The organism is Staphylococcus sp. NAM3COL9 (assembly GCF_001431205.1).
Taxonomy (GTDB): domain Bacteria; phylum Bacillota; class Bacilli; order Staphylococcales; family Staphylococcaceae; genus Staphylococcus.
The window spans coordinates 673,500-698,354 of sequence record NZ_LGPC01000016.1; the positions used below are offsets into that span (position 1 = coordinate 673,500).

21 protein-coding genes are annotated in these 24,855 nt (G+C 32.7%); 8 read left to right on the forward strand and 13 right to left on the reverse strand.

Translation table 11 applies throughout. The features are described from left to right. Positions 1-120: 120 nt before the first annotated feature. Both ACA31_RS12750 and ACA31_RS12755 read right to left on the reverse strand, forming a co-directional pair. Entirely contained in the window at positions 121-1,620 is a 1,500-nt protein-coding gene (locus ACA31_RS12750; protein WP_057513691.1) for a sodium:solute symporter family protein, read from the reverse strand. Between the two features lie 24 nt (positions 1,621-1,644). Then, a complete protein-coding gene (locus ACA31_RS12755) occupies positions 1,645-3,024 on the reverse strand; it encodes an LLM class flavin-dependent oxidoreductase (RefSeq protein WP_057513692.1) in 1,380 nt (459 codons plus the stop codon). 492 nt (positions 3,025-3,516) lie between these two features. Here ACA31_RS12755 and ACA31_RS12760 point away from each other — a divergent pair, with 492 nt between their 5' ends. Together ACA31_RS12760 and ACA31_RS12765 are read left to right on the forward strand one after the other, a co-directional pair. Next, positions 3,517-5,022 (forward strand): FAD-dependent monooxygenase, encoded by a 1,506-nt coding sequence (locus tag ACA31_RS12760; RefSeq protein WP_057513693.1) that lies wholly within the window; start codon positions 3,517-3,519, stop codon positions 5,020-5,022. 304 nt (positions 5,023-5,326) lie between these two features. Then, the gene (locus ACA31_RS12765; protein ID WP_057513694.1) at positions 5,327-6,091 is read left to right on the forward strand and encodes a 2OG-Fe dioxygenase family protein; all 765 of its coding nucleotides are present in this window, start codon (positions 5,327-5,329) and stop codon (positions 6,089-6,091) included. 67 nt (positions 6,092-6,158) lie between these two features. Here ACA31_RS12765 and ACA31_RS12770 read toward each other — a convergent pair whose 3' ends face one another. After that, on the reverse strand, positions 6,159-6,518 hold the full coding sequence (locus ACA31_RS12770; RefSeq protein WP_057513695.1) for a DUF1304 domain-containing protein: 360 nt from the start codon (positions 6,516-6,518) through the stop codon (positions 6,159-6,161). 59 nt (positions 6,519-6,577) lie between these two features. Then, positions 6,578-6,919: a MerR family transcriptional regulator gene (locus ACA31_RS12775; protein ID WP_057513741.1), complete on the reverse strand. Its 342-nt coding sequence runs from the start codon at positions 6,917-6,919 to the stop codon at positions 6,578-6,580. Between the two features lie 190 nt (positions 6,920-7,109). Here ACA31_RS12775 and ACA31_RS12780 point away from each other — a divergent pair, with 190 nt between their 5' ends. Continuing rightward, positions 7,110-8,114, forward strand: coding sequence for an NADP-dependent oxidoreductase (locus ACA31_RS12780; RefSeq protein WP_057513696.1), 1,005 nt, complete (start codon positions 7,110-7,112; stop codon positions 8,112-8,114). A gap of 173 nt (positions 8,115-8,287) precedes the next feature. Here the strand turns inward: ACA31_RS12780 and ACA31_RS12785 are convergent, their stop codons facing one another. Further along, positions 8,288-9,706 carry a sodium:solute symporter family protein gene (locus tag ACA31_RS12785; RefSeq protein ID WP_057513697.1) on the reverse strand — a complete coding sequence of 473 codons (1,419 nt, stop codon included), beginning with the start codon at positions 9,704-9,706 and terminating at the stop codon, positions 8,288-8,290. A 268-nt stretch (positions 9,707-9,974) separates the two neighbouring features. Between ACA31_RS12785 and bioB the strand changes: the two genes are divergently transcribed. Beyond that, positions 9,975-10,958, forward strand: a complete 984-nt coding sequence (bioB, locus tag ACA31_RS12790) for a biotin synthase BioB (RefSeq protein WP_057513698.1) — start codon at positions 9,975-9,977, stop codon at positions 10,956-10,958. A 348-nt stretch (positions 10,959-11,306) separates the two neighbouring features. Here bioB and ACA31_RS12795 read toward each other — a convergent pair whose 3' ends face one another. Further along, complete coding sequence (locus ACA31_RS12795) at positions 11,307-12,116, reverse strand: hypothetical protein (RefSeq protein ID WP_057513699.1); 810 nt, start codon at positions 12,114-12,116, stop codon at positions 11,307-11,309. Positions 12,117-12,609: 493 nt separating this feature from the next. After that, entirely contained in the window at positions 12,610-13,497 is an 888-nt protein-coding gene (locus tag ACA31_RS12800; RefSeq protein ID WP_057513700.1) for a DMT family transporter, read from the reverse strand. A gap of 140 nt (positions 13,498-13,637) precedes the next feature. Between ACA31_RS12800 and ACA31_RS12805 the strand changes: the two genes are divergently transcribed. After that, on the forward strand, positions 13,638-14,456 hold the full coding sequence (locus ACA31_RS12805; RefSeq protein WP_057513701.1) for a LysR family transcriptional regulator: 819 nt from the start codon (positions 13,638-13,640) through the stop codon (positions 14,454-14,456). A 132-nt stretch (positions 14,457-14,588) separates the two neighbouring features. Here the strand turns inward: ACA31_RS12805 and ACA31_RS12810 are convergent, their stop codons facing one another. Both ACA31_RS12810 and ACA31_RS12815 read right to left on the reverse strand, forming a co-directional pair. Further along, positions 14,589-15,590 carry an LLM class flavin-dependent oxidoreductase gene (locus tag ACA31_RS12810; RefSeq protein WP_057513702.1) on the reverse strand — a complete coding sequence of 334 codons (1,002 nt, stop codon included), beginning with the start codon at positions 15,588-15,590 and terminating at the stop codon, positions 14,589-14,591. Positions 15,591-16,034: 444 nt separating this feature from the next. Beyond that, positions 16,035-16,931: a LysR family transcriptional regulator gene (locus tag ACA31_RS12815; protein ID WP_057513703.1), complete on the reverse strand. Its 897-nt coding sequence runs from the start codon at positions 16,929-16,931 to the stop codon at positions 16,035-16,037. A 103-nt stretch (positions 16,932-17,034) separates the two neighbouring features. On the opposite strand from ACA31_RS12815, the gene ACA31_RS12820 reads away from it, so the two are divergent. Continuing rightward, the gene (locus ACA31_RS12820) at positions 17,035-18,039 is read left to right on the forward strand and encodes a ketopantoate reductase family protein (protein WP_057513704.1); all 1,005 of its coding nucleotides are present in this window, start codon (positions 17,035-17,037) and stop codon (positions 18,037-18,039) included. A gap of 19 nt (positions 18,040-18,058) precedes the next feature. After that, on the forward strand, positions 18,059-18,793 hold the full coding sequence (locus tag ACA31_RS12825) for an acetoacetate decarboxylase (RefSeq protein WP_057513705.1): 735 nt from the start codon (positions 18,059-18,061) through the stop codon (positions 18,791-18,793). A 108-nt stretch (positions 18,794-18,901) separates the two neighbouring features. Here the strand turns inward: ACA31_RS12825 and ACA31_RS12830 are convergent, their stop codons facing one another. Then, entirely contained in the window at positions 18,902-20,104 is a 1,203-nt protein-coding gene (locus ACA31_RS12830) for a GTP-binding protein (RefSeq protein WP_057513706.1), read from the reverse strand. Between the two features lie 303 nt (positions 20,105-20,407). On the opposite strand from ACA31_RS12830, the gene ACA31_RS12835 reads away from it, so the two are divergent. Then, positions 20,408-21,253 (forward strand): hypothetical protein, encoded by an 846-nt coding sequence (locus ACA31_RS12835; RefSeq protein ID WP_057513707.1) that lies wholly within the window; start codon positions 20,408-20,410, stop codon positions 21,251-21,253. 181 nt (positions 21,254-21,434) lie between these two features. Here the strand turns inward: ACA31_RS12835 and ACA31_RS12840 are convergent, their stop codons facing one another. The 3 genes from ACA31_RS12840 to ACA31_RS12850 form a co-directional block, all read right to left on the reverse strand. Continuing rightward, positions 21,435-22,616 (reverse strand): NAD(P)-dependent malic enzyme, encoded by a 1,182-nt coding sequence (locus ACA31_RS12840; protein ID WP_057513708.1) that lies wholly within the window; start codon positions 22,614-22,616, stop codon positions 21,435-21,437. Positions 22,617-22,645: 29 nt separating this feature from the next. Further along, on the reverse strand, positions 22,646-23,998 hold the full coding sequence (locus tag ACA31_RS12845) for a 2-hydroxycarboxylate transporter family protein (RefSeq protein ID WP_057513709.1): 1,353 nt from the start codon (positions 23,996-23,998) through the stop codon (positions 22,646-22,648). Positions 23,999-24,135: 137 nt separating this feature from the next. After that, entirely contained in the window at positions 24,136-24,855 is a 720-nt protein-coding gene (locus ACA31_RS12850; protein WP_057513710.1) for a response regulator, read from the reverse strand.

The window sequence follows — 24,855 nt, forward strand, 5'->3', positions numbered from 1 at the left end:
CTCCTTCTAAAATAAGTTATTTATCTTTATTTGAATATCCGACTTTTAACGAAATAAATACTACAACAAACATTCCTAGAAAACCATATAACCATATCGATAACATCTCATTAACAAACATTAATTATTACCTTCTTCTATATTATATTTTTGATTATCTTTTGGCTTCATGATAAATGCAGCAATTGTAATTGTTGCGATACCGATAAATGTTGCTACTGCACCTGCTGACATTGTACTTGGAATAATGCCACCGAAGTAAATGACTAAATATGCACCTAGTCCTACAAACATAGATAGCTCTGCAGCTTTAGCTGGTGCTTTCTTTTTGGCGTATATGGCATGTAAGATGGGGCCTAATGTGCCTGCTGCGATGCCTGATATTCCAATCCACATAATGTCACTCATATGTTTTGGAGGTTGTAAAACAAGTAAAAATGATAATAAACCTACGATTGGTACACTGATTTTACTTATTTGAAATGCAATTTTATTCGCTTTTTCATCACTAATATTAATTATTTTTCGTCTAACTAAGCATTTTAAGAATATATCATTCGCAAATACTGTAGAAATAGAAACAAATAATCCATCTGTTGTCGACATCGCTGCAGCTAAAATGACCACTCCGAAAAGCGCTACAATCACTGCAGGAAATGCCCAAATAATATAGTCAAGCAGAGCTAAATCTGACGTTTCAACACTATTACCAAGTGCGACACGTGCAAATATACCACCGAATAGAACGAGTAGACAAAGGCCCGTGACAATAATATAAGTATTGATCATTTTCCCTAAATCTTTTTCATTTTTCAAGCCTAATATTTTATTGAATAAATGCGGTGCAGAGGCAAATGCCCACTGTATGACGATTGCACCTAAAACCATGGAAAAAGAATTGAAATGTACAGATTCTGGATTAAATACTTTAACTAAATTTTCATTTTGGTTAGATAAATTACTTGCGATACCAGCAAATGTACTTGTAATACTTCCTTTCCAAAAGATAACAATACCTGAGATAAATACACCAAAACCTGCAATGGCCATAATGATAACTTGTATCGCATCAGTATAAATATCTGCAAGTGCACCACCAACATACACGTATAGTACGACAATAACGGCTATAAAGACGAGTCCGCTAAAATAAGACATACCAAGTAAATATTCAAAAATCCTTGCGCCTGCAACAAACTGGCTGGCTATATAAAATATATTAAAAAGAAGGATAATGCCAGTACCTACGCGCATTATATCACTATCGTAGAAATCTCCTAACCAATCTGGAAGAGATAAAGATTTTTGAGTTGTATTCAATTTCCTTACCTTTTTAGCCACCATTAAGACACCCGTGGGTCCACCAATAAACATGGCTAGAAATAACCATAAATTGTTAAGACCCCATTCATATGACCAACCAGGGTAGCCTAAAAAGGTGGCTGCACTTAAGTATGTGGCTGCAAATGATAGTCCGAGCACTCTAGGACCGATGTTACCGCCACCAGTAGCAAAATCAGCAATATTTTTCATTTTCCGTGAACTCATATAACCAACAATAACCATGACTATCATAAATAATATGAAGCCTATCCATGTATAGAGAGAAATTTCATCCATTGTTCTTTACTCCTTTATTATTATTTATATAAGCGTATTCGCTGCACGCTTGTTTTTTGCTGGATGATTTTCCTTTATTGTCTTTTTATCTTTTCCGAACATATTTTCACGAAGTGTTGTACCTTCATATTCTGTTCTATATAGACCTCTTTTTTGTAATTCAGGGATAACATGATCAACAAATTCTTCGAATGTGCCAGGTGAATAGCTTTGAGCGATATTAAACCCATCTGCCCCACCTTCAAGTGCCCATGCTTCAAATTTATCTGCGACTTGCTCTTTTGTTCCAATAAATTTAGCTGTGCCATTGCCTAGACCGTGATTTTTTACAGCTTCTCTAAGTGTCCATTTATGGTGTGGGTCTTTGGTATACATATTAAGATTGCCCTGCATCGCTTCCGTCTCAATATCTTCTATATAGTGATCTGGGTCGTACTCTGAAAAATCAATGCCTGTATGTCCACTTAATAATGAAGCTGAACCTTCATAGCTGATATGTTCTGTTAATGTTTCGTATTTTTGATAGGCTTCTTCTTCAGTTTCTCCGATAATTGGGAGTACCATAGGAAACACTAAAATATCTTCCTTACTTCTGCCATGTTGTTCAGCTCTTGTGTGTATATCATCTACATAGCGCTTTAATGATTCTACTGAAGTATGTTTTGTGAACACAGCTTCTGCATGTTTAGCAGCAAACGTTTTACCTTTTTCTGAAGCGCCTGCTTGAAATAATACAGGTGTTCTTTGCGGTGATGGTTCAACTATATGAGGTCCAGGCACACTAAAGAATTCACCTTCATGGTTAATTTCGTGCACTTTATCAGGATCTGCATATGTATCCGTATCTTTATCATTAACTACAGCGCCGTCTTCCCAACTGTCCTCCCAAAGTTTATAAACGACTTGGAGAAATTCATCTGCTCTGTTATATCTTAAATCTTTTGGTAATCGTTCTTTCAGTCCTAAGTTAATCGCTTCACTTTCTAAATAAGAAGTGACGACATTCCAACCTAAACGACCATTGGTTAAATGATCTAATGTGGATAATTGTCTAGCTAAACTATACGGTTGTGCATATGTAGTAGAAATTGTTGGGGCAAAACCAATATGTTTTGTGACTGTAGCCATAGCAGAAATAATTGGTATAGGATCGTGCGCAGGAAGTTGGACTGCATGCTTAATTGCAGCATCACTCGATTGATTATAAACGCTATATGTTCCTAAAACGTCTGCAATAAATATAGAATCAAACTTACCTTTCTCTAATGTTTGTGCAATATTTATCCAATACTCTAATTGATTATGATGTGCACCTTGATCTTTGTCATGTTTCCATAACCCAGACGAATGTGGAGATGGTGAATTTTGAACAAATCCATTAAAATGTATCTGTTTCTTCGGCATATGTTTTTCCTCCTAAATGTAGTTTCGTTATGCTTCATAGTGACTGTTGAGGAAATTTTAAAATTTAAATTAATATTTTCTGAATTACTTTACTCATTTCCTAAGATGAAAATTCTTAATTTATAGAATTTTCAGATAATATCTATGCTAGTAAATATAGCGAATATTCCATACTTCGTCAACACCAAATCAGTAAATTCTATAAGAATAGTCGGATTAAATCGGTAAATTATTTTTACTCATTTGAACCATTTTATAAATGCATATTAAAATATGTGACACTTAGTCATTGGAGTGTGAAGGCATAGGATGAGAACACAACAAATATACGTATAGTAAATTCCAGAGCAAAGATAATCCCCCTATTTCGTAATTTTAACGAACATATGACGCCAAGTTCTATTTTCTATATTACAACAATTGAACATTACGTTTAATTATTATATGTTTAGCTTGTGCTAAGAAATTACAGAGGTTGGGGGTTAGATAGATATGATTAATGAAGTATTAATAGTTGGAGCTGGACCTAGTGGTTTAGCCATGGCAATTTCATTAAGTAATCAAGGTATTCCATTTAAAATTATTGATAAAAATAAAGGGCCTGGAACCGCTTCACGTGCAATGGCTTTACAGGCAAGAGTCCTTGAATTTTATCAGCAGTTAGGTTTCTCAAATAAAGTTGTAGCAAAAGGAATTTTAGTAAACACTATAAATGTATATAAAGATAGTAAGGTTGTTGCACAATTACCTGTAGGTAAAATTGGTAAAGGCATAAGTCCTTATCCATATGTTTTATCACTTCCCCAAGACGTCCACGAACGAATACTCGTTGATGAGCTAGAAAAACGAGGTGGTCAAATTAGTTGGAATCATGATCTATTAAGATTTGAGGATGATGGTGACGCTGTAACAGCTACCATAAATACACCTGATGGGGAAATCACGAAAACATTTTCCTACATTTGTGGGTGCGACGGTGCCAGTAGTGTTGTTAGGAAATCACTTAACCTTGATTTCCCAGGTGGAACCTATCATCAAATGTTCTTCGTTGCTGATGTAGAAAATAGTTCAGCTTTGAAAGAAGCATCCATGGGTTTCCATGATAACTACTTTTGTTTAGGTTTTCCTATTAGAACTACAGGACAACTACGTCTAATTGGTTTAATACCTGAAGCGCTTGTAGTAGATGGTGATGCTCCACAAACACTCACTCCTCTAATTCCTCATGTTGAGCGTATATTACCAATACAAGTAAATAAAGTGAACTGGTATTCATCCTATCGTTCCCACCATCGCGTTGCTGAAAAATTCAGACTGGGCCGTGCTTTCTTATGTGGAGACGCTGGTCATATTCATAGTCCTGCTGGTGGTCAAGGTATGAACACAGGCATAAGTGACGCGCTTAATTTAGCTTGGAAACTGAGCGCAGTTCTAACAGAAAAAGCCTCACCAAAATTACTAGATACCTACGAACCTGAACGTATCAAATTCGCCCAAAGGTTAGTGAAGACAACAGACAAGGCTTTTCAAATTATGTCCAATAGTCAAATGGTGAAAAATTTCGTCATTCCTTTCTTTGCATCTAAATTATTACGTTTTAACACATTAAAACAATTAATGTTTAAAACAATCTCTCAAACTAATATAAACTATCGACATAGTGAATTAAGCAGTGGAGAATATGGTGACATTAAAGGTGGAGATCGCTTACCATGGGTGCACACAAATAATATTAATAACTTTGAACCATTAAAATCTTATGATTGGCAACTTCATGCATATGGTCAAGTTAACCAAGCACTCAAACAGCTCGCTTTTGAAACTGGTGTTCCTCTATATGATGTACCATGGAATAGAACAGTCAATGCGAAAGGTATTAAAGAAAATTCAGTATTCCTAGTTCGTCCAGATAGTTACGTATCTGTAGCTACAGACCTCCATAATTTAGAAACTATAAAAAATATGATTCATAATTATCATATCCGTCGTTTAAATTAGCTTAGCGCTTTAAAAAGCACACATGGAAAGTACAAATACTGATTGGCTTTTCAAATATTTCGAAGATGATTGTTAATTTGATAAAGTAAATACAAATCTCATTCATCATATAAGATGGATGAGATTTTTTCGGACTAGTATAAGCAATCAAAATTTATCGATATTTGTGTTTACTACTTACAATGGTATAAAATAAAAAGAAATGATTAAGTAATATACTTAAGTAGTATGAAGAATTGTGCGCAATTCGTGTGAATATTCTCACATTCTTAGATTTAAAAATAGAAAGGATACGTATTGAATAATGAATAAATTACAAAAAGATGGTTATTCAAGATATGATTTAATGAAAAGTTTAAATTATGAGGGTATTGCACAGGATTATAATGAAATATTAGAATACTTTGCTGATCTACCTGAAGATGATTATGCCCCTAACCTTAATAGATATAGAAGATACTCTAGAGCAATCGTTTTACCTGGAACTGAAGATGTTTTTTGGCTTCCTACGATTGAAAGAAATGGCGTTGATTATTCTGCGTATTTTCAAGGGAAGTTCAATCCAGAACATTCCGGATCATATAGAGAATTCCACTCTATTGATGAAAATATAAGAAGTAATAAATTGTTAAACGATATTATTATAGCCAATTATCATGAAACGTTTTGGAACGAAGAAGATAAAATCTTACCGATTCATGTGGGTGTGCATTTCGTTAAATTGTATGTAGAAAATGACGGAGATAAGGCTGTTTCTTCACCGAACTGTTTACATCAAGACGGAGAACCGTTTACGTTTGCTCATTTAATTGAAAGAAAGAATATTATTGGTGGGACAAATGCTATCGCAGTGCCAAAAGCTGCTGGGAATAATCCTGAAGACACTGATAGAAACAATATAATAGAAGTTTTTGAAATGGAAAATCCTTTAGAATCCTATGGCGTTTACGATCCTAATGTAAGTCATTATGTGAGTCCAGTTGAAAAAGGATCAGAACAAGGTACAGGTCTTAGATCTGTCATATTAATTGATTACCAACAAACAGTTGTTGCAGATGTCGATGAATAATATTACCCCCCTACTTTTATAAAAGTAGGGGGTAAGTCTGTCAACACAATAATTAGTTAAAAACAAGTTAAAAAAACAATGAGATAAGGGCAATGATAGGAAGTCCACCCTGTTTTAGAATTATAGATTTTTGACTAGTAATTGCCCCATATATAGCAACTAAAATGATATATATTAAAATACAAGCACTTAATTCTCTAGGATTATGGGAAAAGCATAGTGCATATAATAACAACACACCAAGAAGTCCATTATAAACACCCTGGTTTTTCATAAGAACTTTTAAATTAGGCTGTTTTAATTCTTCCTGCTTAATATTGAATATTTTACTGGTTCTTAGGGAAGTCGTTTTAATCGTTTGTAATATCATTATATATATAAATTCAATAGCAACTAATAAAACAAGAATTCCTGAAACAATGCTCATACTTAATACACCTCTTTTTCAAATAAATTGTTGTCATATCTTTAACTAAAAGCTATAAGTTAAATAATTTGATTTAACTCTTCTTCAATTACTACGATTCTTTTATTCAGTACTTCTTTTTGGTTATTTAAAACCCCTAAATGTACTTCTAATATTGTTTTTATATCTATTTCATTATCATATAACATACCTGTATTTTTTTTAATATCTTTTAAACTCATATTCAAATTACTTAAACACTTTATGAATTTTATCATTTCAATATCATCTTCACTATATAACCTTTTATTATTAGCATCTCTTTCTATAAATTTTAATATTTCTTTTTTTTCATAAAATCTTAACTTACTTTTACTTATATTACATTTGCTTGCTACTTGATCAATATAAAGTTTTTCCAATGTAAGCACATCCCTTCTCTTAAACTAAGGTTTAACTGTTATCTTATTATATAACCACTCAATAGGAGGAAAAACAATGAAAAAGTCTTGCTTTTTATACCTCAATGGCAATTATCATTACAAGAAATAAATTCATTTAAGAAAGTCAGTTTAAACACTAATTAAAAAAATATTTACACGGAGGATTACTATGCAAAATGAACAAGTTGTATTAAGCGAAAGACCAGAAGGATTACCTCAAAACGATACTTTTAGTTACGAAGCAATTCAAACAACAGAACCTAATACGGGTGAAGTACAATTAAAATCTATTTATATTTCTGTGGATCCTTATATGCGTGGAAGAATGAATGATTCAAAAAGTTACGTTAAACCTTATGATATCGGTAAACCAATTGATGGGCATATTTTAGCGAAAGTTATAAAATCTGAAGTGGATTACTTGGAAGAAGGAGATTATGTTACGGGTGTCTTACCTTGGCAAAGAATAATCACTACTGATGCAAACCAAGTGAATAAAATACCTTCCACAGAAGTTCCATTACATTTATATTTAAGTATTTTAGGAATGCCAGGTATGACTGCCTATACCGGATTATTGGAAATAGGAAAACCTAAAGAAGGTGAAACAGTTGTGGTATCTGCTGCTTCAGGAGCTGTAGGATCTGTAGTAGGACAAATTGCTAAAATAAAAGGTGCAAATGTTGTTGGTATTGCCGGTGGAAAAGAAAAAACAGAGTACTTAACACACACATTAGGCTTTGATGCTGCTGTTGATTATAAATGTAATGATTTTGAAGCACAACTTGCAGCATCTGTACCAAATGGTATTGATGTATATTACGAAAACGTCGGTGGAAAATTATCAGATGAAGTTTTCAAACATTTAAATACATTTGCACGTGTACCTGTATGTGGTGCAATCTCAACTTACAATCATACGCAAACTGAAATGGGACCAAGAATTCAAGAAACACTAGTTAAAAGCCAAGCCTTAATGCAAGGCTTTGTAGTCGCACAGTTTGCAGAACATTTTAAAGAAGCAAGCGAACAACTTGCAAAATGGGTATCTGAAGATAAAATTAAATCACAAGTAACAATCGATGAAGGCTTTGATCAATTGCCTAATGCATTTAGAAAACTATTTTCTGGTGAAAACTTTGGTAAACAAGTGGTTAAAATATCAGAAGAATAATCCGAAATATAATTTAATAATGATGGCGGACTTTTAGACTAGCCAGTTTATTTGATCAGTGCTTATAAAAAAATAGTGCTTATAAAAAAATAGTGCTTAATAAAAATCTCACTCATCTTATTTGATGAGTGAGATTTTTTAATTTACTATAAAGTGCTTGCTAAACTGGTTACCTATGTCCTCGTGTAATCTTTCTTACCAAAGAATGTTACAAGTAATAACATAATTGTTGAAAGTGGCAACCCAATTAAGATTGGATGAAGACCAAACGGATGACCGAGTATTTGCCATACTACTGCTGAGCCAAGTCCACTCCACATTGCGATATTACCTGCAAGTTTGGTGGGTTTTTTCCAAAATAGACCGAAAATCACTGGTGCAAGCAAACCTGATACTGACATCGCAGTGCCGGTTACCATAAGATTTACTAATTCTGGAATCATAAGTGCTAATACTAAAGAAATTACTGCTACGATCAACACTGAAAGTTTACTATATAACAGCATTTTATTCTGATTATGACTTTTCACATTTGGTTTTATAATATCGTTAGCTATAGATGAAGAACCTGCAATGAAGAAGGAATCCGCACTAGATATTACTGCTGCTAATAATACTATAATCATTATAAGTACTAATGGAAATGGGAATACTTCTTGAATGACATTATAATAAACTAATGGTGTGTCTGTTACATCTAAATTCAAACCAAACTTAGCATACACGCCAATAAATACTGTCATTGCACCTAATAGCACCGCAATAATCATCGAAATACCGTAACCATTTCTTGCAGTGCTCAAGTCTTTAGCTGCCCAAATACGTTGCCACACATCTTGTCTGATAAATTGATAAAAAGCTAATGTTAACAGATAGATTAAAATTTCATTTGGTGTGATATTAAGGAAGTTCAGCATGTCGTTTTGATTTTGACCACTCGCATTAGCTTGAATATCGCTCCAACTACCTGAGTAATAGATAACCACAAAAAATAACACTATAATACCGATTGTTAATATTGTCCCTTGAACAACGTCCTGCCAAATAACAGCTTTTAAGCCGCCTAGGTAAGTTTTTATAGTCAGTAAGATACATCCTATAATAATACCCGCTGTCATATTTAACCCTATTGTTAAATTCAGAATAGAAGCAATCGCGACAAATTGCATACCTGTCATCGCACAATAAGCAAATAAGAAACTGATAACAGTAGGAACACGTGCTGATTCGCCATAACGCAGTGCAGTATAATCACCGATTGTCACCATATTATGCTTTTCGCCTAATAATCTAATACGTTTTAATAAAAAAAACGCAAGTACGATAACAGCAGCTATCATGGTTATGTGAATCCACTGTTGTCCCATACCTAATGTATAGCCATTTTCCATATAACCTAACAGTGTCGCGCCACCTACACCTGTACTGACGAATGTTAAAATCAGTGGCCATACGGTTACCGTTCTACTTGCCATATTATAGTCATCATATGTTTTTATTTTTCGTTGTATGTATAAAGACATCAAAAGTAAAAAAACAAAATAAATAATGATCGTAAATCCTAAAATTAATTGTTCACTACTATTAAACACTATATTATCCCCTCGTAAATATATTTTTCACAATGCCATTAGTTTATCGTGACTTCCTACTTGAATCAAACTATATTTTAAATTTAAGTTGATATCGTTACGCTTTCTTAAGCAATTTGAATATAAAAAATTGCTCCCCTTATCAGAATTTCTAACTATTACGGAGATAATGTAAACTATTTATTTATTTTGGTTTACATTTATACAGGAATAGCTTTATTATAAAAAGGAGAAACTATTAAAGTCTAATTAAATGAGGAGCATTACTATGAAATTAGCTGAAAACATTTTACAAGGGGAAAATCTAACTAAAGATATGTTGCTAAAAATTTATGAAGATTCTAACGTAGACACATTAGATTTATTAAACGAAGCTTACATATTAAGAAAACACTATTATGGCAAAAAAGTTAAATTAAACATGATTTTAAACGCAAAAAGTGGTATATGCCCTGAAGATTGTGGTTATTGCGGTCAATCTAGAGATATGAAACAAAAGCAACGGTACGCTCTAGTACCAGAAGAACAAATTGTGAGTGGTGCCAAAGTAGCACATGAAAACAATATAGGCACTTATTGTATTGTTATGAGTGGCAGAGGTCCTAGTAATAAAGAAATTGATCATATAAGTAGAACTGTAGAAGAAATTAAATCAAACCATCCTCAATTGAAAATATGTGCATGTCTTGGTTTAACCAATGATGAGCAAGCAAAAAAACTCAAAACAGCTGGTGTTGATAGATATAACCATAATATAAATACTAGTGAAAACTATCACGAAGAAGTTGTAACTACACATACTTATAAGGATAGAACCAATACTTTAGAAATTATGAAAGAAAATAATATTTCACCCTGTTCTGGTGTAATTTGTGGGATGGGAGAGTCAAACCAAGATATTATTGATATGGCGTTCGCCTTAAAAGAAATCGACGCCGATAGTATTCCTATTAATTTTTTACATCCCATTAAAGGCACAAAGTTCGGGGAAATGGATGAATTGACACCTATGAAATGCTTAAGACTTATCGCTTTATTTAGACTCGTTAATCCATCTAAAGAAATTAGAATTGCTGGCGGTAGAGAAGTTAATTTACGTTCACTACAACCTTTGGCCTTAAAGGCTGCAAATTCAATATTTGTAGGAGACTACTTAATTACTGGAGGACAGCCTAATAAATTGGACTATAAAATGATTCAAGATTTAGGATTTGAAATTGACTTTGGCAATAATGAATTGAAAGGAAATTAGAAATTAAACTTCTATTAATGCTTTGCCCTATCTTTTGGTGGTGCAAGAATCATATTCAAGAAAATCCTCGTAACAGAATATGCTAGCCATACTGTAAACTAAGTTTATTCCCTAGGAAATGCACTTAGTTTACCAATTATTTCTGATTGTATTTACCTAGGCATGTTGAATTTAGATTTTGTTTGGTTACCCTCATTCATTTTATTATTGATTTTACTTAAAACGCAATACCAGAAAGGAACTCTGTAAATGAAAAATAAAATAGTTCAATCATAAATGTATTATATGATTGAACTATTTTAGATTTATTTTAAACATCATTAACTTCATATGATCAAAAGTACACAATTACCTATCTTCTCTTTTAAGTATAAAATTCTTAACAAATTTATATTTTTTCCGATCGTATTTCGCGTATGAGTAACTTAGCACACTAAATGTAGCTGCGCCCAGCAAATTCACAAATAAATCTTTCATTGTGTCATGTATTCCAACATCAAGGTAGCCACCATTCACAACATTTTCAACACGATGTCCCGACTCATCTCTACTCTCTATAACAGTTTTCTCTATATTATCAATGTGATGTACAGTATTGTGCTCATTAGCCAAAGTTGCACTATTCACTTTTTGAACCACTCGATCTTTTTGCATGTCCATATCCATGCCCTGATCCACAGTGTATTCAAAAAACTCCCACATCACACCGATAGTCATAGAAAAACAAAAAGTAACGATTGCAAGAAACAATGGATTTAAATTGATTCCTCTCACATTTTTATTAAGTAAAAATACCAGTGAAAATCCAATACCTGCAGCTAAAAATCCATTAATCGAATGAAGCATTGTGTCCCATAATCTGAAATAACTGTAAAAATCTCCAAGTTCACCTAAAATCGTAGAACTAAAAATAAACAGTATAATAATAAATTCCAGTAAATTAGGTATTTCAATTTTTAATAATCGTTCAGTAAGTTGTGGAATAGTAAATAGGACAAGCGTCAAAACAAGGGTGAAAATGACATCCCATCTTTGTATAAATATCATTTCATTCATGAGGTTTAAAATAACAATTAAGCGTAAAACAACATATATAGTGATTACTTTCTTATTTGCCGTTTTCGTGCTACTCGTAAATATCTTTTTAAAACTATTCATAAAAACATTCTCCAATACTTATAGCGTATAACTTACAACCAATGAAATGATATATAAGCATTTTATAATTCTTACTTGGCTTGTTTATCTCATTCACAAACGGATATCTTTTAATTCTCTATTTGTGCCATCCTTTTTTATAACTTTGGGTATTTGGTATAACTAACCCACTTCCATATCACATACGTAAACAATCCCTCATATAGATTTGGTTAATTATTCGGGTGACATTTTCTTAAGTTAAATTAGAGGCGTCATATTCCAATATAATGACTTTAACAGCTTCTAATTTAAAATATAGTTATAGAATCTATTAGACTATAACATTATATGGGGTATAGAAACGAATAAGCAAACCTATTAAACCAAAATAGGTTTGCTTGTTTATTCGAGTATTTTTGATGTGCCTATATATAGATTATAAATCTTGAATTATAACCATTAAAAATATATTACTTTTTTAATGTACCTACTCCAATGAAATGCTTAGTATTTAAAATTCTTGTTTCCGTCGTACTTTAAATTTATTAAATGAAAATTCACTCAAGAACGTTGAAGCAATCAGTATTATCCCTCCAATCATTTGTAAAACCGTAAATTGTTCACGTAAAATAAGACCCGATATAAAAATTGCGACTAATGGATCTATATAGCTTAATAATGCAATATTTTGACCGTTTAATTTTTCCATACCAGAAAAGAATAACCAAAAGCCAATACCAGTATTAACAACTCCTAAAAAGAGAATAAATGGTATTGCAGCAATTTGTGTGTGAATTTCAAATCCACCACCAACCCCAAACACCAAGGGAAGTAAAATCAATGCTGTTATAGATAATTGAAAGATCGCTAAATCCATACGGCTACCATCTTTAATAAATTTATTAGTAAGCATTAAACAAGCGTAACAACTCCCCGCAAGCATACTAATTAGAATTCCTAACACATCATTCGATCCAGGCTGTAGAAAACCATTACTTAAAATAAATATCAACCCGATAAGTGAAGCGATAATACAAAACACACTTTTTTTACTCAATGCTTCTTTTAAAATGAATGGAGACAGCATTAACACAATAATCGGACCAAAATAATAACCTAAAGTTGCATTCGCAATACTCGTATACTGATATGATTGAAATAAAAACACCCAGTTACCGGCTAACGCAAAACTAGAGAGAATAATGAGCCATTTATAACGCTTCAAAAATGTAAAGTTTAGTCTTTTATTACGCATAATGTAAAATAATAATAAAAAAGTACATCCAATAAAACTGCTAAGCATCGCTATTTCTACTGACGTTAAATTTATTTGTTTAATGATAAGGCCTATCGTTCCAAAGATGAACATTGATGCTATGAACTGGATTAATGCTTTCATAGTTGCATCCTTTTCAATGAATTTAATGTCATGAACAAATCACTCCTCCTTCATTAATTAAATGTTAGCAAGGTATTGTGATTTGAGGAATAAGCACTTAGTATAATGAGTATAAACTTTAAGTTAAAAGGTGGGATAGTATGGAAGTGGATTACTTAGAAGATTTATTTTCCGTAGTTAAAGCTAAAAGTTATAATAAAGCTGCATTTGAAAGAAATATAAGCACCCCTGGTATTAAGAAAAGAATTACTCAAATAGAACAATATTTTGGTTATAAAATATTTGACGCGACTCCTAGAGGCGTCAGTTTAACAAATGAAGGGTTAAAGTTATATGAAGGACTGAAATCAGTAAAACAGCAAATTGATTATTTAAAAAACCAAGATACTGAAGTTTTAAAAGTAGGTATTATTTCAAATTTTCCATTAGAAGAATTGCATAAAATGAACAATCAAAATGAACATATCAGATTATTTCCAGCCAACAGTACAGAGGAATTAGTAAATCAGCTTCAACAACATAAATTAGACTTGGTAATAGGTGAACAAATTGCGTTACAAGAAGGTGTTTATTATGAATATTGGTTTGAAGAGCCCTATGAACTTGTATTCTCTAAGCAACATGCATTAAATGAAATAAATCATATTGATGCAGAAGTCTTAGCTCAACAACATTACTATTTATTAGAACCACCGGGCGATACATTTGATTTTAAAAATAATAACATCAATCCGAAAAAAATGGATTTATCCTACGTCAAAGATAGAGAATCCATTTTAAATTTTATAGCTACAAGTGAAAGTGTGGCCATCTGTCCAAAGTCCTATATGGAAAAGGTTAACAGCAATATGTATACTCACATTAAACTTCCAAATGCTTCGCGAACGATAGGAATTTACTCAAAAAAAGAGAAACACATAAATAATTTTTACAATATCTTGAAAGACAACACAAAATAAAATTTATAAAGCTATAAAAAAGAACTGTACATCATAAATGACATACAGTTCCCGCTATCTTAAATCTAATCAGACGATGCTTGTTTCTTACCTTGATTAAACATGGAAACATCTTCCTTGAGCATCAATTACTTAGAACCACAGGTCTGCGAGTAGTTCCATCGATTGTTTTCTTTTTTCTGGGTCATAAGTATAAGTCACAGTGATGAGTTCATCCGCTCCGGTCTCTTCCGTGAACGCTTCTAGTCTTTTACGGACTGTTTCAGGTGAACCAACGGCTTTGATGCTGAACATCGATTCCATCATTTTTCTTTGCTCTTCTGACCCTAATTCTTCAGGGTCTACAGGTGGCTGTAACTTACGCTGCTGACCTGTATGCATATCTCTCATCATTTGAATCGTCGTTGTCCAAATTTTTTCTGCTTCCTCGTCTGTTGGTGCTACAACAACATTAATTCCCGCCATGACATATGGTTCATCGATTTGAGAAGTTGGCGCATCTGTCTTAAATGTAGAACGGTACATGTCAATTTTTTGTTTATAGTCATCAGGCGCAAAATGTGTCGCAATAGAATACGGTAGTCCAAGCTGTCCAGCAATTGATGCACCATTTATACTTGAGCCCAATACCCAAATTGGTACGTTTGTACCAGTACCTACTGTCGAAGTCACAGGAACACTGTTACCTAGTCCTTCGTCACTGAACCAGCCCATAAGGTCAAAAATAGAATTTGCAAAAGTCTGTGCATCACTATCAGAACGTGTAATCAATTGTGATGTCTTTTGGTCCGTTCCAGGTGCTCTCCCAAGTCCAAGGTCAATTCTACCTGGATAGAGTTGGGCAGTCGTGCCGAAATTTTCAGCTAACTGCAATGGTGAATGGTTTGGCAACATAATACCGCCCGATCCTACACGAATATTTTTTGTTCGTGCTGCTGCCATCGCAATCAGTTGTGATGTAGCACTGGATGCAAGATTTTTTGTATTATGATGCTCGGCAAACCAAAGTCTCTTGAATCCAAGATCATCTACAAGCTCTGCATTATCCATAGATGCCTCAAGTGCTTCCTTGACTGTCTGATTTTCCGAAATGCCTACAAGTTCGAGGACACTTAATGGTATATGTTTTGTCATTTATTTTGTTCTCCTTTATAAACCTTATTGAATATTGATGGTTTTCTAATTTGATATAATGCTTACTTTTTTTGTTTAAAACAGATATGGGCATCACACAATTAAAAAAATCCTCTGCTTATTCCATCATAAAACACCATGCGATATAAAGATAATTTACTGTTTATAGCGTGTAAATATTCAATATAACAACTATGTAAATAGCATTATTCATCATTAGAATTAAAGAGGGTCTGTTACCTAATTATTTTCCGGGAAATTAAAAAGGCTAAAGGGCATTCCCATTCAACTCTTAAATACAGGTATTAGTAATATACGAAACTATTCCATATCCTGCTTTTTGAAAAGCCCTAAATGTAAATGTCCTTAATGTTATAAGAGAGACCTTGATGTGACATGTCTTGAAATACTTAAACATCCCGTATTAAGATAATATTATGACAGTCATGAATTACGATTCATCACATAAAACGCTTTATTCTTTTTCAAATAACTTTCAATAAATCTAAACATATCTAAATTTCCTTCATTTAATTTCTCGTTCTTTAATGAAGACAAATAAATTGAAGTATGAATTATCAAATCTGAATGAGGAATATAAGGCAACTCTAATTTTCTACACATGCTAATAGGGACAAAAGCAAAATTTTGTCGTTGTTTTACTATCGATGTGATAAACGCATCATCAATATAAGTTGCATGATGAATGTTCAAATTCATTGTTATTAACTTACTTTTTGTTAGATTATTATAATCTTGATTATGAGACGGAAAAACAAAATTTTTGATAATGTCATTGTTATAGACGAAGTCGAAGTTTGGACTATCATCAAACTGTTTAGGATATGTAATAACAATATCTTCATCAATAATAGACCGACATTCTATTTTAGGGTGATTTATTTTGATTGAACTTAAAGCAAATTGAATATCATAGTTAATTATTTTCTGAATAATCGCTCCCATTGTGTCAATTTCACAATTAAACATGTATTGTGGATTATGCTTTATATACTCATCAAATATATATGAAATCAAACGACTATGAGAAGATGCAAAACTAATCGTTTGATTTTTGGTTTGTTCATTCCTATAAATTAATTCTTCTGCTTTGTTGAGCTCATTAAAAATATTGTTTGCCGACTTCAACAAAACACTTCCATTATCAGTTAAAAATACATTTCTTCCTTTTTTATAAAATAATTCTACATTTAATTCTTGCTCTAATTTTTTTATCATCATACTTAAAGCAGGCTGACTAACATTTAACTCATTTGCAGTTTTAGTATAATTTAAATTTTCTGCTACACGTTTAAAATACTTTAAATGTAATAATTCCAAGAACTCACCTTCCAACTATAAGCTTACACTTATATATTCATCAATATTATATATTAGTATATATAAATAATAGCAATTATAGTAGTAAATGAGGTGATTTTTAATGAATATAGCAATTTATGGAGCGGGTTCTTTAGGAACAATTATGGGGGCGTATTTATCTTTAACAAACGAAAACGTCGATCTCATTGATACTTATGATGAACATGTTAATACTTTAAATAGTCAAGGCGCCACTATAGAAGGCACAGATAATTTTCATGTTTCAGTTAACGCGTTAAAACCTAATGAAATTAATCAACAGTATGATTTGATTTTATTATTAACGAAACAAACTTATAATAAAGATGTATTACCAGTTATCAAAAATATTTTAAAAAGTAATGGTATATTGTTATCTCTACAAAATGGAGTGCCTGAAGAAATTATTCAACAATATATACCTAGAGATAGCGTTATTGCAGGATCAGTAGAATTTGGTGCAACGTTTAAAGCACCTGGCATATCAGAATTAACGACAGATTATAATTCTTTTAAAAATTATGCACTTCAAATTGGTGAATTAAATGGTGAAATCACATCTAGACTTAAATCGTTAAAAAGCCTTTTAGGTTGTATTGGAAATGTCCACCTTTCCGATAACTTACTAGGAACAAAGTGGTCTAAATTACTTATCAATAGTACTTTTAGCGGTCTATCAGCAGCATTAAATTGCACATATGGTGATATTTTAGACAATCCAGATGCCTTTAAAATAGCAAGACACGTAGTTGATGAATGTATCAAAGTGGGCTATGCCAATAATATAGCATTTGCTACTATTAGCGGTCATGATTTAACTGAATTTGAAAACCAAAAAAATGCAGAAAAACTAAACAAAATGCTTCAGCCTAGCAGTAAATTAGAAGCCAGTATGTTGCAGGATTTAAGAAAACAAAGACAAACTGAAATTAATTATATTAATGGCCTTGTAGTTGCGGTAGGAGAAAAACACAATATATCCACACCTTTTAACCAAAAAATTGTAGAAATTATTTCAAAAGCTTCAAATTCAAGTGAACTTCCTGAATTTGAACATTCATTACAACTGTTTAAAGTATTGTCATAATTATAGGAGGAGACTTATTATGAAAAAAGAAGATTTAAAAAATATAGTTACAACACCAGTTAACGCGCCTGCATTCTCCCCAACCAACCCATTTTTTAGAAATAGAGAATACCTCAATGTAATTTATGAAACTGATATAGAAGCATTAAAACGTGTAGTTCCAGAACCTTTGAAAATTACAAGTAATTTAATTAAATTTGAAATTATAAACATGCCTGATAGTACAGGTTTAGGTTCTTATATGGAAGCAGGTCAAGTTATACCAGTAGAATATAATGGAGAACAAGGTGAATTTTATTTAAGTATGTATGTTAACAATCAAGCTGCAATTACATCTGGACGTGAAATTGCAGCTTTTCCGAAAAAATCAGGGCAGCCTAATTTATATATAGATAATGATGTACTTGTAGGGACTTTAGATTATGGCTCTTTACGTGTAGCTCAAACAACAATGGGTTACAAACACTTCCCTATGGATGAGCAAGAAGCCAAAAATATAATCGCTCAACCCCAATTTATGTTAAAACAAATGCGTGATTATAATGGAGAACTCGAAAAAAGTGAATTAACACGTAGTCAAATTACAGATTTCCAAATACAAGAGGCCTATCGCTCACCAGTGAGACTACAATTATTTGAACATGTCATGGCGCCACTAGCTGACTTTCCAGTGCAAAAGATCGTTGATGGGCAACATATTATTGCAAATTTATATTTAGGACGTCCAAAACAAATTTATGATTATTTAAAATAATAACGAAGATACGTGTTTGTTAAAAAAGATATAAATAGTATTCATCTATCGTAAAATAATTAAATACAAAAAGAGGAAGCATTCAAACACAACGCTTCCTCTTTTCGTCTATTTTTGCGTACTTATCTCCCATTGATAAGGGTCTGATAAGTTACTCCAATCTTGCTCTATTTCATGATAATTTAATAAACATGCGTCTAGTTCACGTTCAATTTTTTCAGTATCTAAATCCGTACCGATAATGACAAGTTGTGTGTTTCGGTCTCCATATTCAATATCCCAATTTTCTGCAACATCTGTTCTTTCTTGCAATATCTGTCTTTGTTGTTCTAGTGGCATACCAGCAACCCAATAAGTCACTGGACTAATGTTACAAGAAGAACCAGCTTGCGATAATAAACAAGCGACTTCATTATATTGTGCGAGCCACGCGATACCTTTGGAACGAACGATATTATCTGATATATTTTCCAACCATGTATTGAAACGTTCCGCGTGAAAGGGTAATCTTCTTGAATATACAAAAGAACTTATACCGTATTCTTCAGTTTCTGGCGTATGTGTCGCATGGCCACCTTCAGTTAATTCTTTAATCCACCCTGCAGAATCACTTGCCTTTTCAAAATCAAAGCGCCCAGTATTCAAAATTTCGTCTAATTCTACTTCTGCATTAACCGTTTTAATTAATTTCGCTTCAGGTTGTAACTGTATCAATACATTTTCAAGTTTCTGTAATTCATTCTCAGTAACTAAATCCGTTTTATTCAATACAAGGACATCACAGAATTCAACCTGATCGATTAGTAAATCTGCAATTGTACGTTCATCGGTCTCATCAGCACCTTCGTCTCGGTCAATCAATAAATCTTCGGAATTAATGTCATTGGTGAAACGATTCGCATCAACGACTGTCACCATTGTGTCTAATTGGCATATCGATGTTAAATCAATATCGAGTTCGTCATCTATGTATGAAAATGTCTGAGCAACTGGTACAGGTTCTGAAATACCTGTAGATTCAATGACAATATAATCTATATTTCCTTTGTGTACGAGACGTTCGACTTCTTTTAATAAATCATCTCTCAACGTACAACAGATACAGCCATTTGATAATTCAACTAGTTTCTCATCTGTTCTCGATAAGCCGCCACCTTCTGCAACTAAATCTTTATCAATATTTACTTCACTCATATCATTTACAATAACCGCTACTTTACGTCCTTCTCGATTTTTTAAAATGTGATTGAGCAACGTTGTCTTTCCTGACCCTAAATAGCCACTTAAAACAGTTACCGGAATTTTACTCATTAGACATGACTCCCCTTTTATAAATCGTAATTATTACGTTTTATAATGTAACGTTAAATTTAAGTAAAGTCAATATTATATTTTCAGAGCATTCTAATCACACTAATTCGCGAAAGATTTTTTGAGAGAGAATTATATCTTTTAAAAGTAGCTAAATACTATGAAGATAAAAACGATTTTGAAATTAAAAAGTGAATATTTTCTTTCAAAATTATCATAATATTTTTTAATAAAAAGATTTTTGACAACTTATTGGGTATAATAAATATTAAGCATACTTATTTATTATATAAGGGGGATTTTATGAAATTTAAATATATAGCTACCGTAATTATTGTAGCTTCTATTGGTCTATCTGCTTGTGATATCAACATTAATACAGGATCTGATGGAGATTCTAATGACTCAAACAAACAAGACCAAAACAGTAGTAATAATAGCAAAGATGAAAGCAACAATGATAATTCATCATCTGAGGGTAACAGTAATGACGAAAGTACTAATTCGCCTGAACATTACGCCAAAGTATGGATTTCTATAATTGAAGATAATGGTGGCAATGCAGATTCTTCAAGTACTGAAATCACTCATGTAGATATATCGGGTGACGTATTAAATCCATATAATAAGCGTGCTTCCGCAACATTTCCGAACGGTACGCAAGCTTTATATGGCACACCAACTGCTGCAGGACAAGTTATTTATCAAGACAACCATGATGGTACAGTAGACGTTTATGACGTACCTAGTCATTTCCAAGACAAACGTTGGGACAAAGATGATTATTCGCAAAATGAATCTACCCGCATACTTAATAATCCTAAAACCGTAAAACTAAAAGATTTTTCTCAAAGTGAAATAGAACATTGGACACCTGTAATTTCTGAATCTGATGGTTCTAATGATAGTAGCGAAAATAGTAATGATAATAGTGGTGAAGTCACACGAGAAAATGTAATTGATAAGGTTGAAGCATATGAGGGACATAGTTTAAATACTTCTCAATACACCTATAAAGAGCCTGAACAAAGTGATAATGGAGATTGGGGATTCTCCTTTACTGATAAAGATGATAACTTAGCTGGCTCCTACATTGTTGATCAAGACGGTAACGTAACGAAATATGATGAAGATGGAGAACTAGAATAAAGGTACAAAATTAAAAGCGCTGACAACATTATATTGTGTTGTCAGCGCTTTTAATTATTATTTAGAATCTTAGTTACTTATTAAAATCGTAGAACTCATATCCATCAGATTAATCAACTTTCTACTTTGTCTAGAATCATAAATCTGCTAACAATTCCATTTGCTGTTCCTTTTTTTCACTCTAAACTAATATTTCCCCTTCTTTTTTCACGCTATTTTTAACCGCTTCTGCGACCTGGTGAGTGACGTTTTTATCTAGCGCGTTAGGAATAATAAAATCTGTTGCTAACTGATCTTCTCTTATTGTGCCAGCAATTGCTTTAGCTGCCGTTATTTTCATTTCTGTTGTAATATCACTTGAGTGTGCATCTAACACGCCTCTAAATATTCCTGGAAATGCTAATAAATTATTGATTTGATTAGGATAGTCTGAACGTCCAGTTCCAATTATTGCAGCTCCAGCTTCTATTGCTTCTTCTGGATATATTTCTGGCGTTGGGTTGGCTAATGCAAAAACAACTGGGTTATCACTCATTGACTTTACATGATCTTTTGTTAACGCTTTGGGACCAGATACACCAATAAATACATCTGCATTTTGAATGACATCATCCAATGTACCTTTATGTTCATCAGGATTTGTATATGCTGTAATATCTTGTTGAGCGCTGTTCATCCACGTTTCTGATTTATTTAAGACACCTTCTAGACTGACCAGTGTAATGTTTTTATAACCTGCTTCTAATAATAACTTAGCAATCGCAATACCTGCGGATCCAGCACCATTGATAATGATTTTTACAGAATAGTTTTCTTTTTGAACAAATTTAAGTGCATTGATTAATGCTGCAAGTACAACTATAGCCGTTCCATGTTGATCATCATGAAATACTGGAATATCGAGCTCTTCAATTAATCTCTTCTCAATTTCAAAGCAACGTGGTGCGGATATATCTTCTAAATTAATCCCAGAAAAATTAGGTTGTAAAGCCTTTATAATAGATATGATTTCTTCAGTATCTTTTGTATCTAAAGATAAAGGAAATGCATCTACCTTTGCCAGTTTTTTAAATAAAATACTTTTTCCTTCCATAACTGGTATAGCAGCTTTGGGTCCAATATCACCTAATCCAAGTACCGCCGTACCATCCGTAATTACAGCAATCATATTACCTCGTGCTGTTAACGTATTTACTTTTGATTCATCCTCTGTAATAGCCTTACATACTTCAGATACGCCAGGCGTGTAAACGACACTCAAATCTTGTTCATTATTAACCTCTACTTTACTTGTAATTTCTATTTTTCCTGAGCGTTCATGGTGTAAACTTATTGATTTTGTAGTTTCATTTCTTACTGACATATTTATTACTCCTTATATCGTATTATGATTTAACTTAATATTTTCAACAAAAATGTTGCTATGATTACTGTTGATACGCCGCCTATTCTAGTAGCAACTTGTGCAAATGGCATAAGTGCCATACGTTTAGATGCTGATAATATAGCTACATCGCCTGTACCACCTAAACCACTATGACAACTCGTCACAATAGCGGCATCTACTGGATACATTTTCATCAATTTACCTACAAAATAGCCAGAAACAATCATGGTTAATACAACTGATGCACATATCACAACATATGCTGGTGTTACAATTTTAACGACATCTTCTAAAGGTATGTACAACATTCCAAGCCCTACCATTAACGGCCAAGTCAAACTTGTAGATACAAATTTATATAAATTATGCGCGCCATCTTCCATATTATGTGGCAATACCTTTAAACATTTAATAATCGTTGCAAATAGAATCATAATAACTGGCCCCGGCATACCTATGAATTTTTGACCAAGTGTACCAACAATAAAGAAACTACAGGCAATAAGTAAACCTGCTCCCATAAGTGAGAAATCAATGACTTTTTCTTTCTCTTCTTTATCCTCACTCATTTCATCTATGTTTTCAGATTTAATTAATTTTCCATTTCCTGAAAGCTTTGTATGCTTTTCTCCTACGCGCATCATGATACCTGCAGTAACAACCGCAAATATGTTACCAATTACTGCTGCTGGAATCATTTGAGAAACGAACGATTCAGCTGACCCTCCCAATATAGATGAGTATGCAATGGATAATGGTATAATACCTTCACCAATACCTCCACCAATAATAGGTACAACGATATAAAATAATGTATGCTTAATATCATAACCAAATAATAGCCCGACTAATAAGCCTGAAGATACTGCCAAAATAGTTCCCACTAATAAAGGTACAAACATACGTGTAAATCCTTGAATTAGCACTTTACTATTCATACCTAAAATACTGCCAACAACTAAACAAGAAATATAGAAATATAAAAAGTTCGAGGTCTTCATTAAACTTGTAACCGATTCCATAGAAGATGTGTTAATAACATCTAAAAACACTAAAACAGATGGTACAAGTAATGCTAGAATAGCAGGTCCACCGATATCTTTTAAAATCGGTATTTTTTGACCAAGATCTCCGAGCAAGATACCCAAAATCATGATTACTGCGAATCCCCCAATCATGTCTGTCGGTAATGTATTATATATGGACGCAGCTAATATAATTACAGCTAGTATTAAGTAAAGTGGTAATGGCAACACACCCACTTTAATATTAACTAGCCTTTTCCCTAAACTTTTGAAGCTACGCTCTATTGGTATCCCATCATTAGTAAGCGCTTTCAAATTTTCTTTCGTATTCATTATTAACCCCCCTGTTACGTATAAATCTATTTTATTCATAGGCGACATAGAATTATAGTTTATGAAATTTTAATTATCTTTTTGTAATTAAAAAAACCGAATCAAAAGGAATTTCATCCTTTTAATTCGGTAGTACTTCAATATAATTCTATGTAACTATTTAAATACTGTAGATTATCCTTTTTAACCTTATAGAAATTGATGGGCCGACCTATGCCATAATTTAAAGATTCCTCTAAAACCTCTATATCTGTTAAAAATTTTAAATATTTTCTTACAGAAACTCTCGAAATATTGACGCGCTTTGAGATGTCATCAGTAGAGAATTCATTTTCTTCAAAGTATTTCATTTTTTCAATAATTACTTGTAATGTTGCTTCCGTCACGCCTTTTGGTAATTTCAGCTCTGAATCACACTCAACAATTTCCTTATTGAGAAACTCAGCGTCAATGTCAGTTTGATTAATACTACTCGTTTTATTAAAGAATGTTAGACCTTTTTTATATCTCAACAACGATTGTTGAAACCGCTCAAAGTCGAAGGGCTTAATTAAATAATCTACAGCGCCGTAACGAAATGCAGTTTGGATATCCTCGACATCAGAAGCTGCTGTGATGAGTATTGCATCTATTTTATAACCTTGCTCTCTTATATATTTAAGAAATGTAAGACCATTTTCTTCAGGCATATATATATCCAGCAATAATAAATCAATTTCTTTGTTTTCTATGTAGTTTATAGCTTCTTTAACATTTGAGGCAATATCAACTGAAGCTTGGCCATCTATTTTTCCAACAAATTGTTGATTTATTTGTGCAACCATTGGATCATCTTCAACAATTAAGATATTTAACAT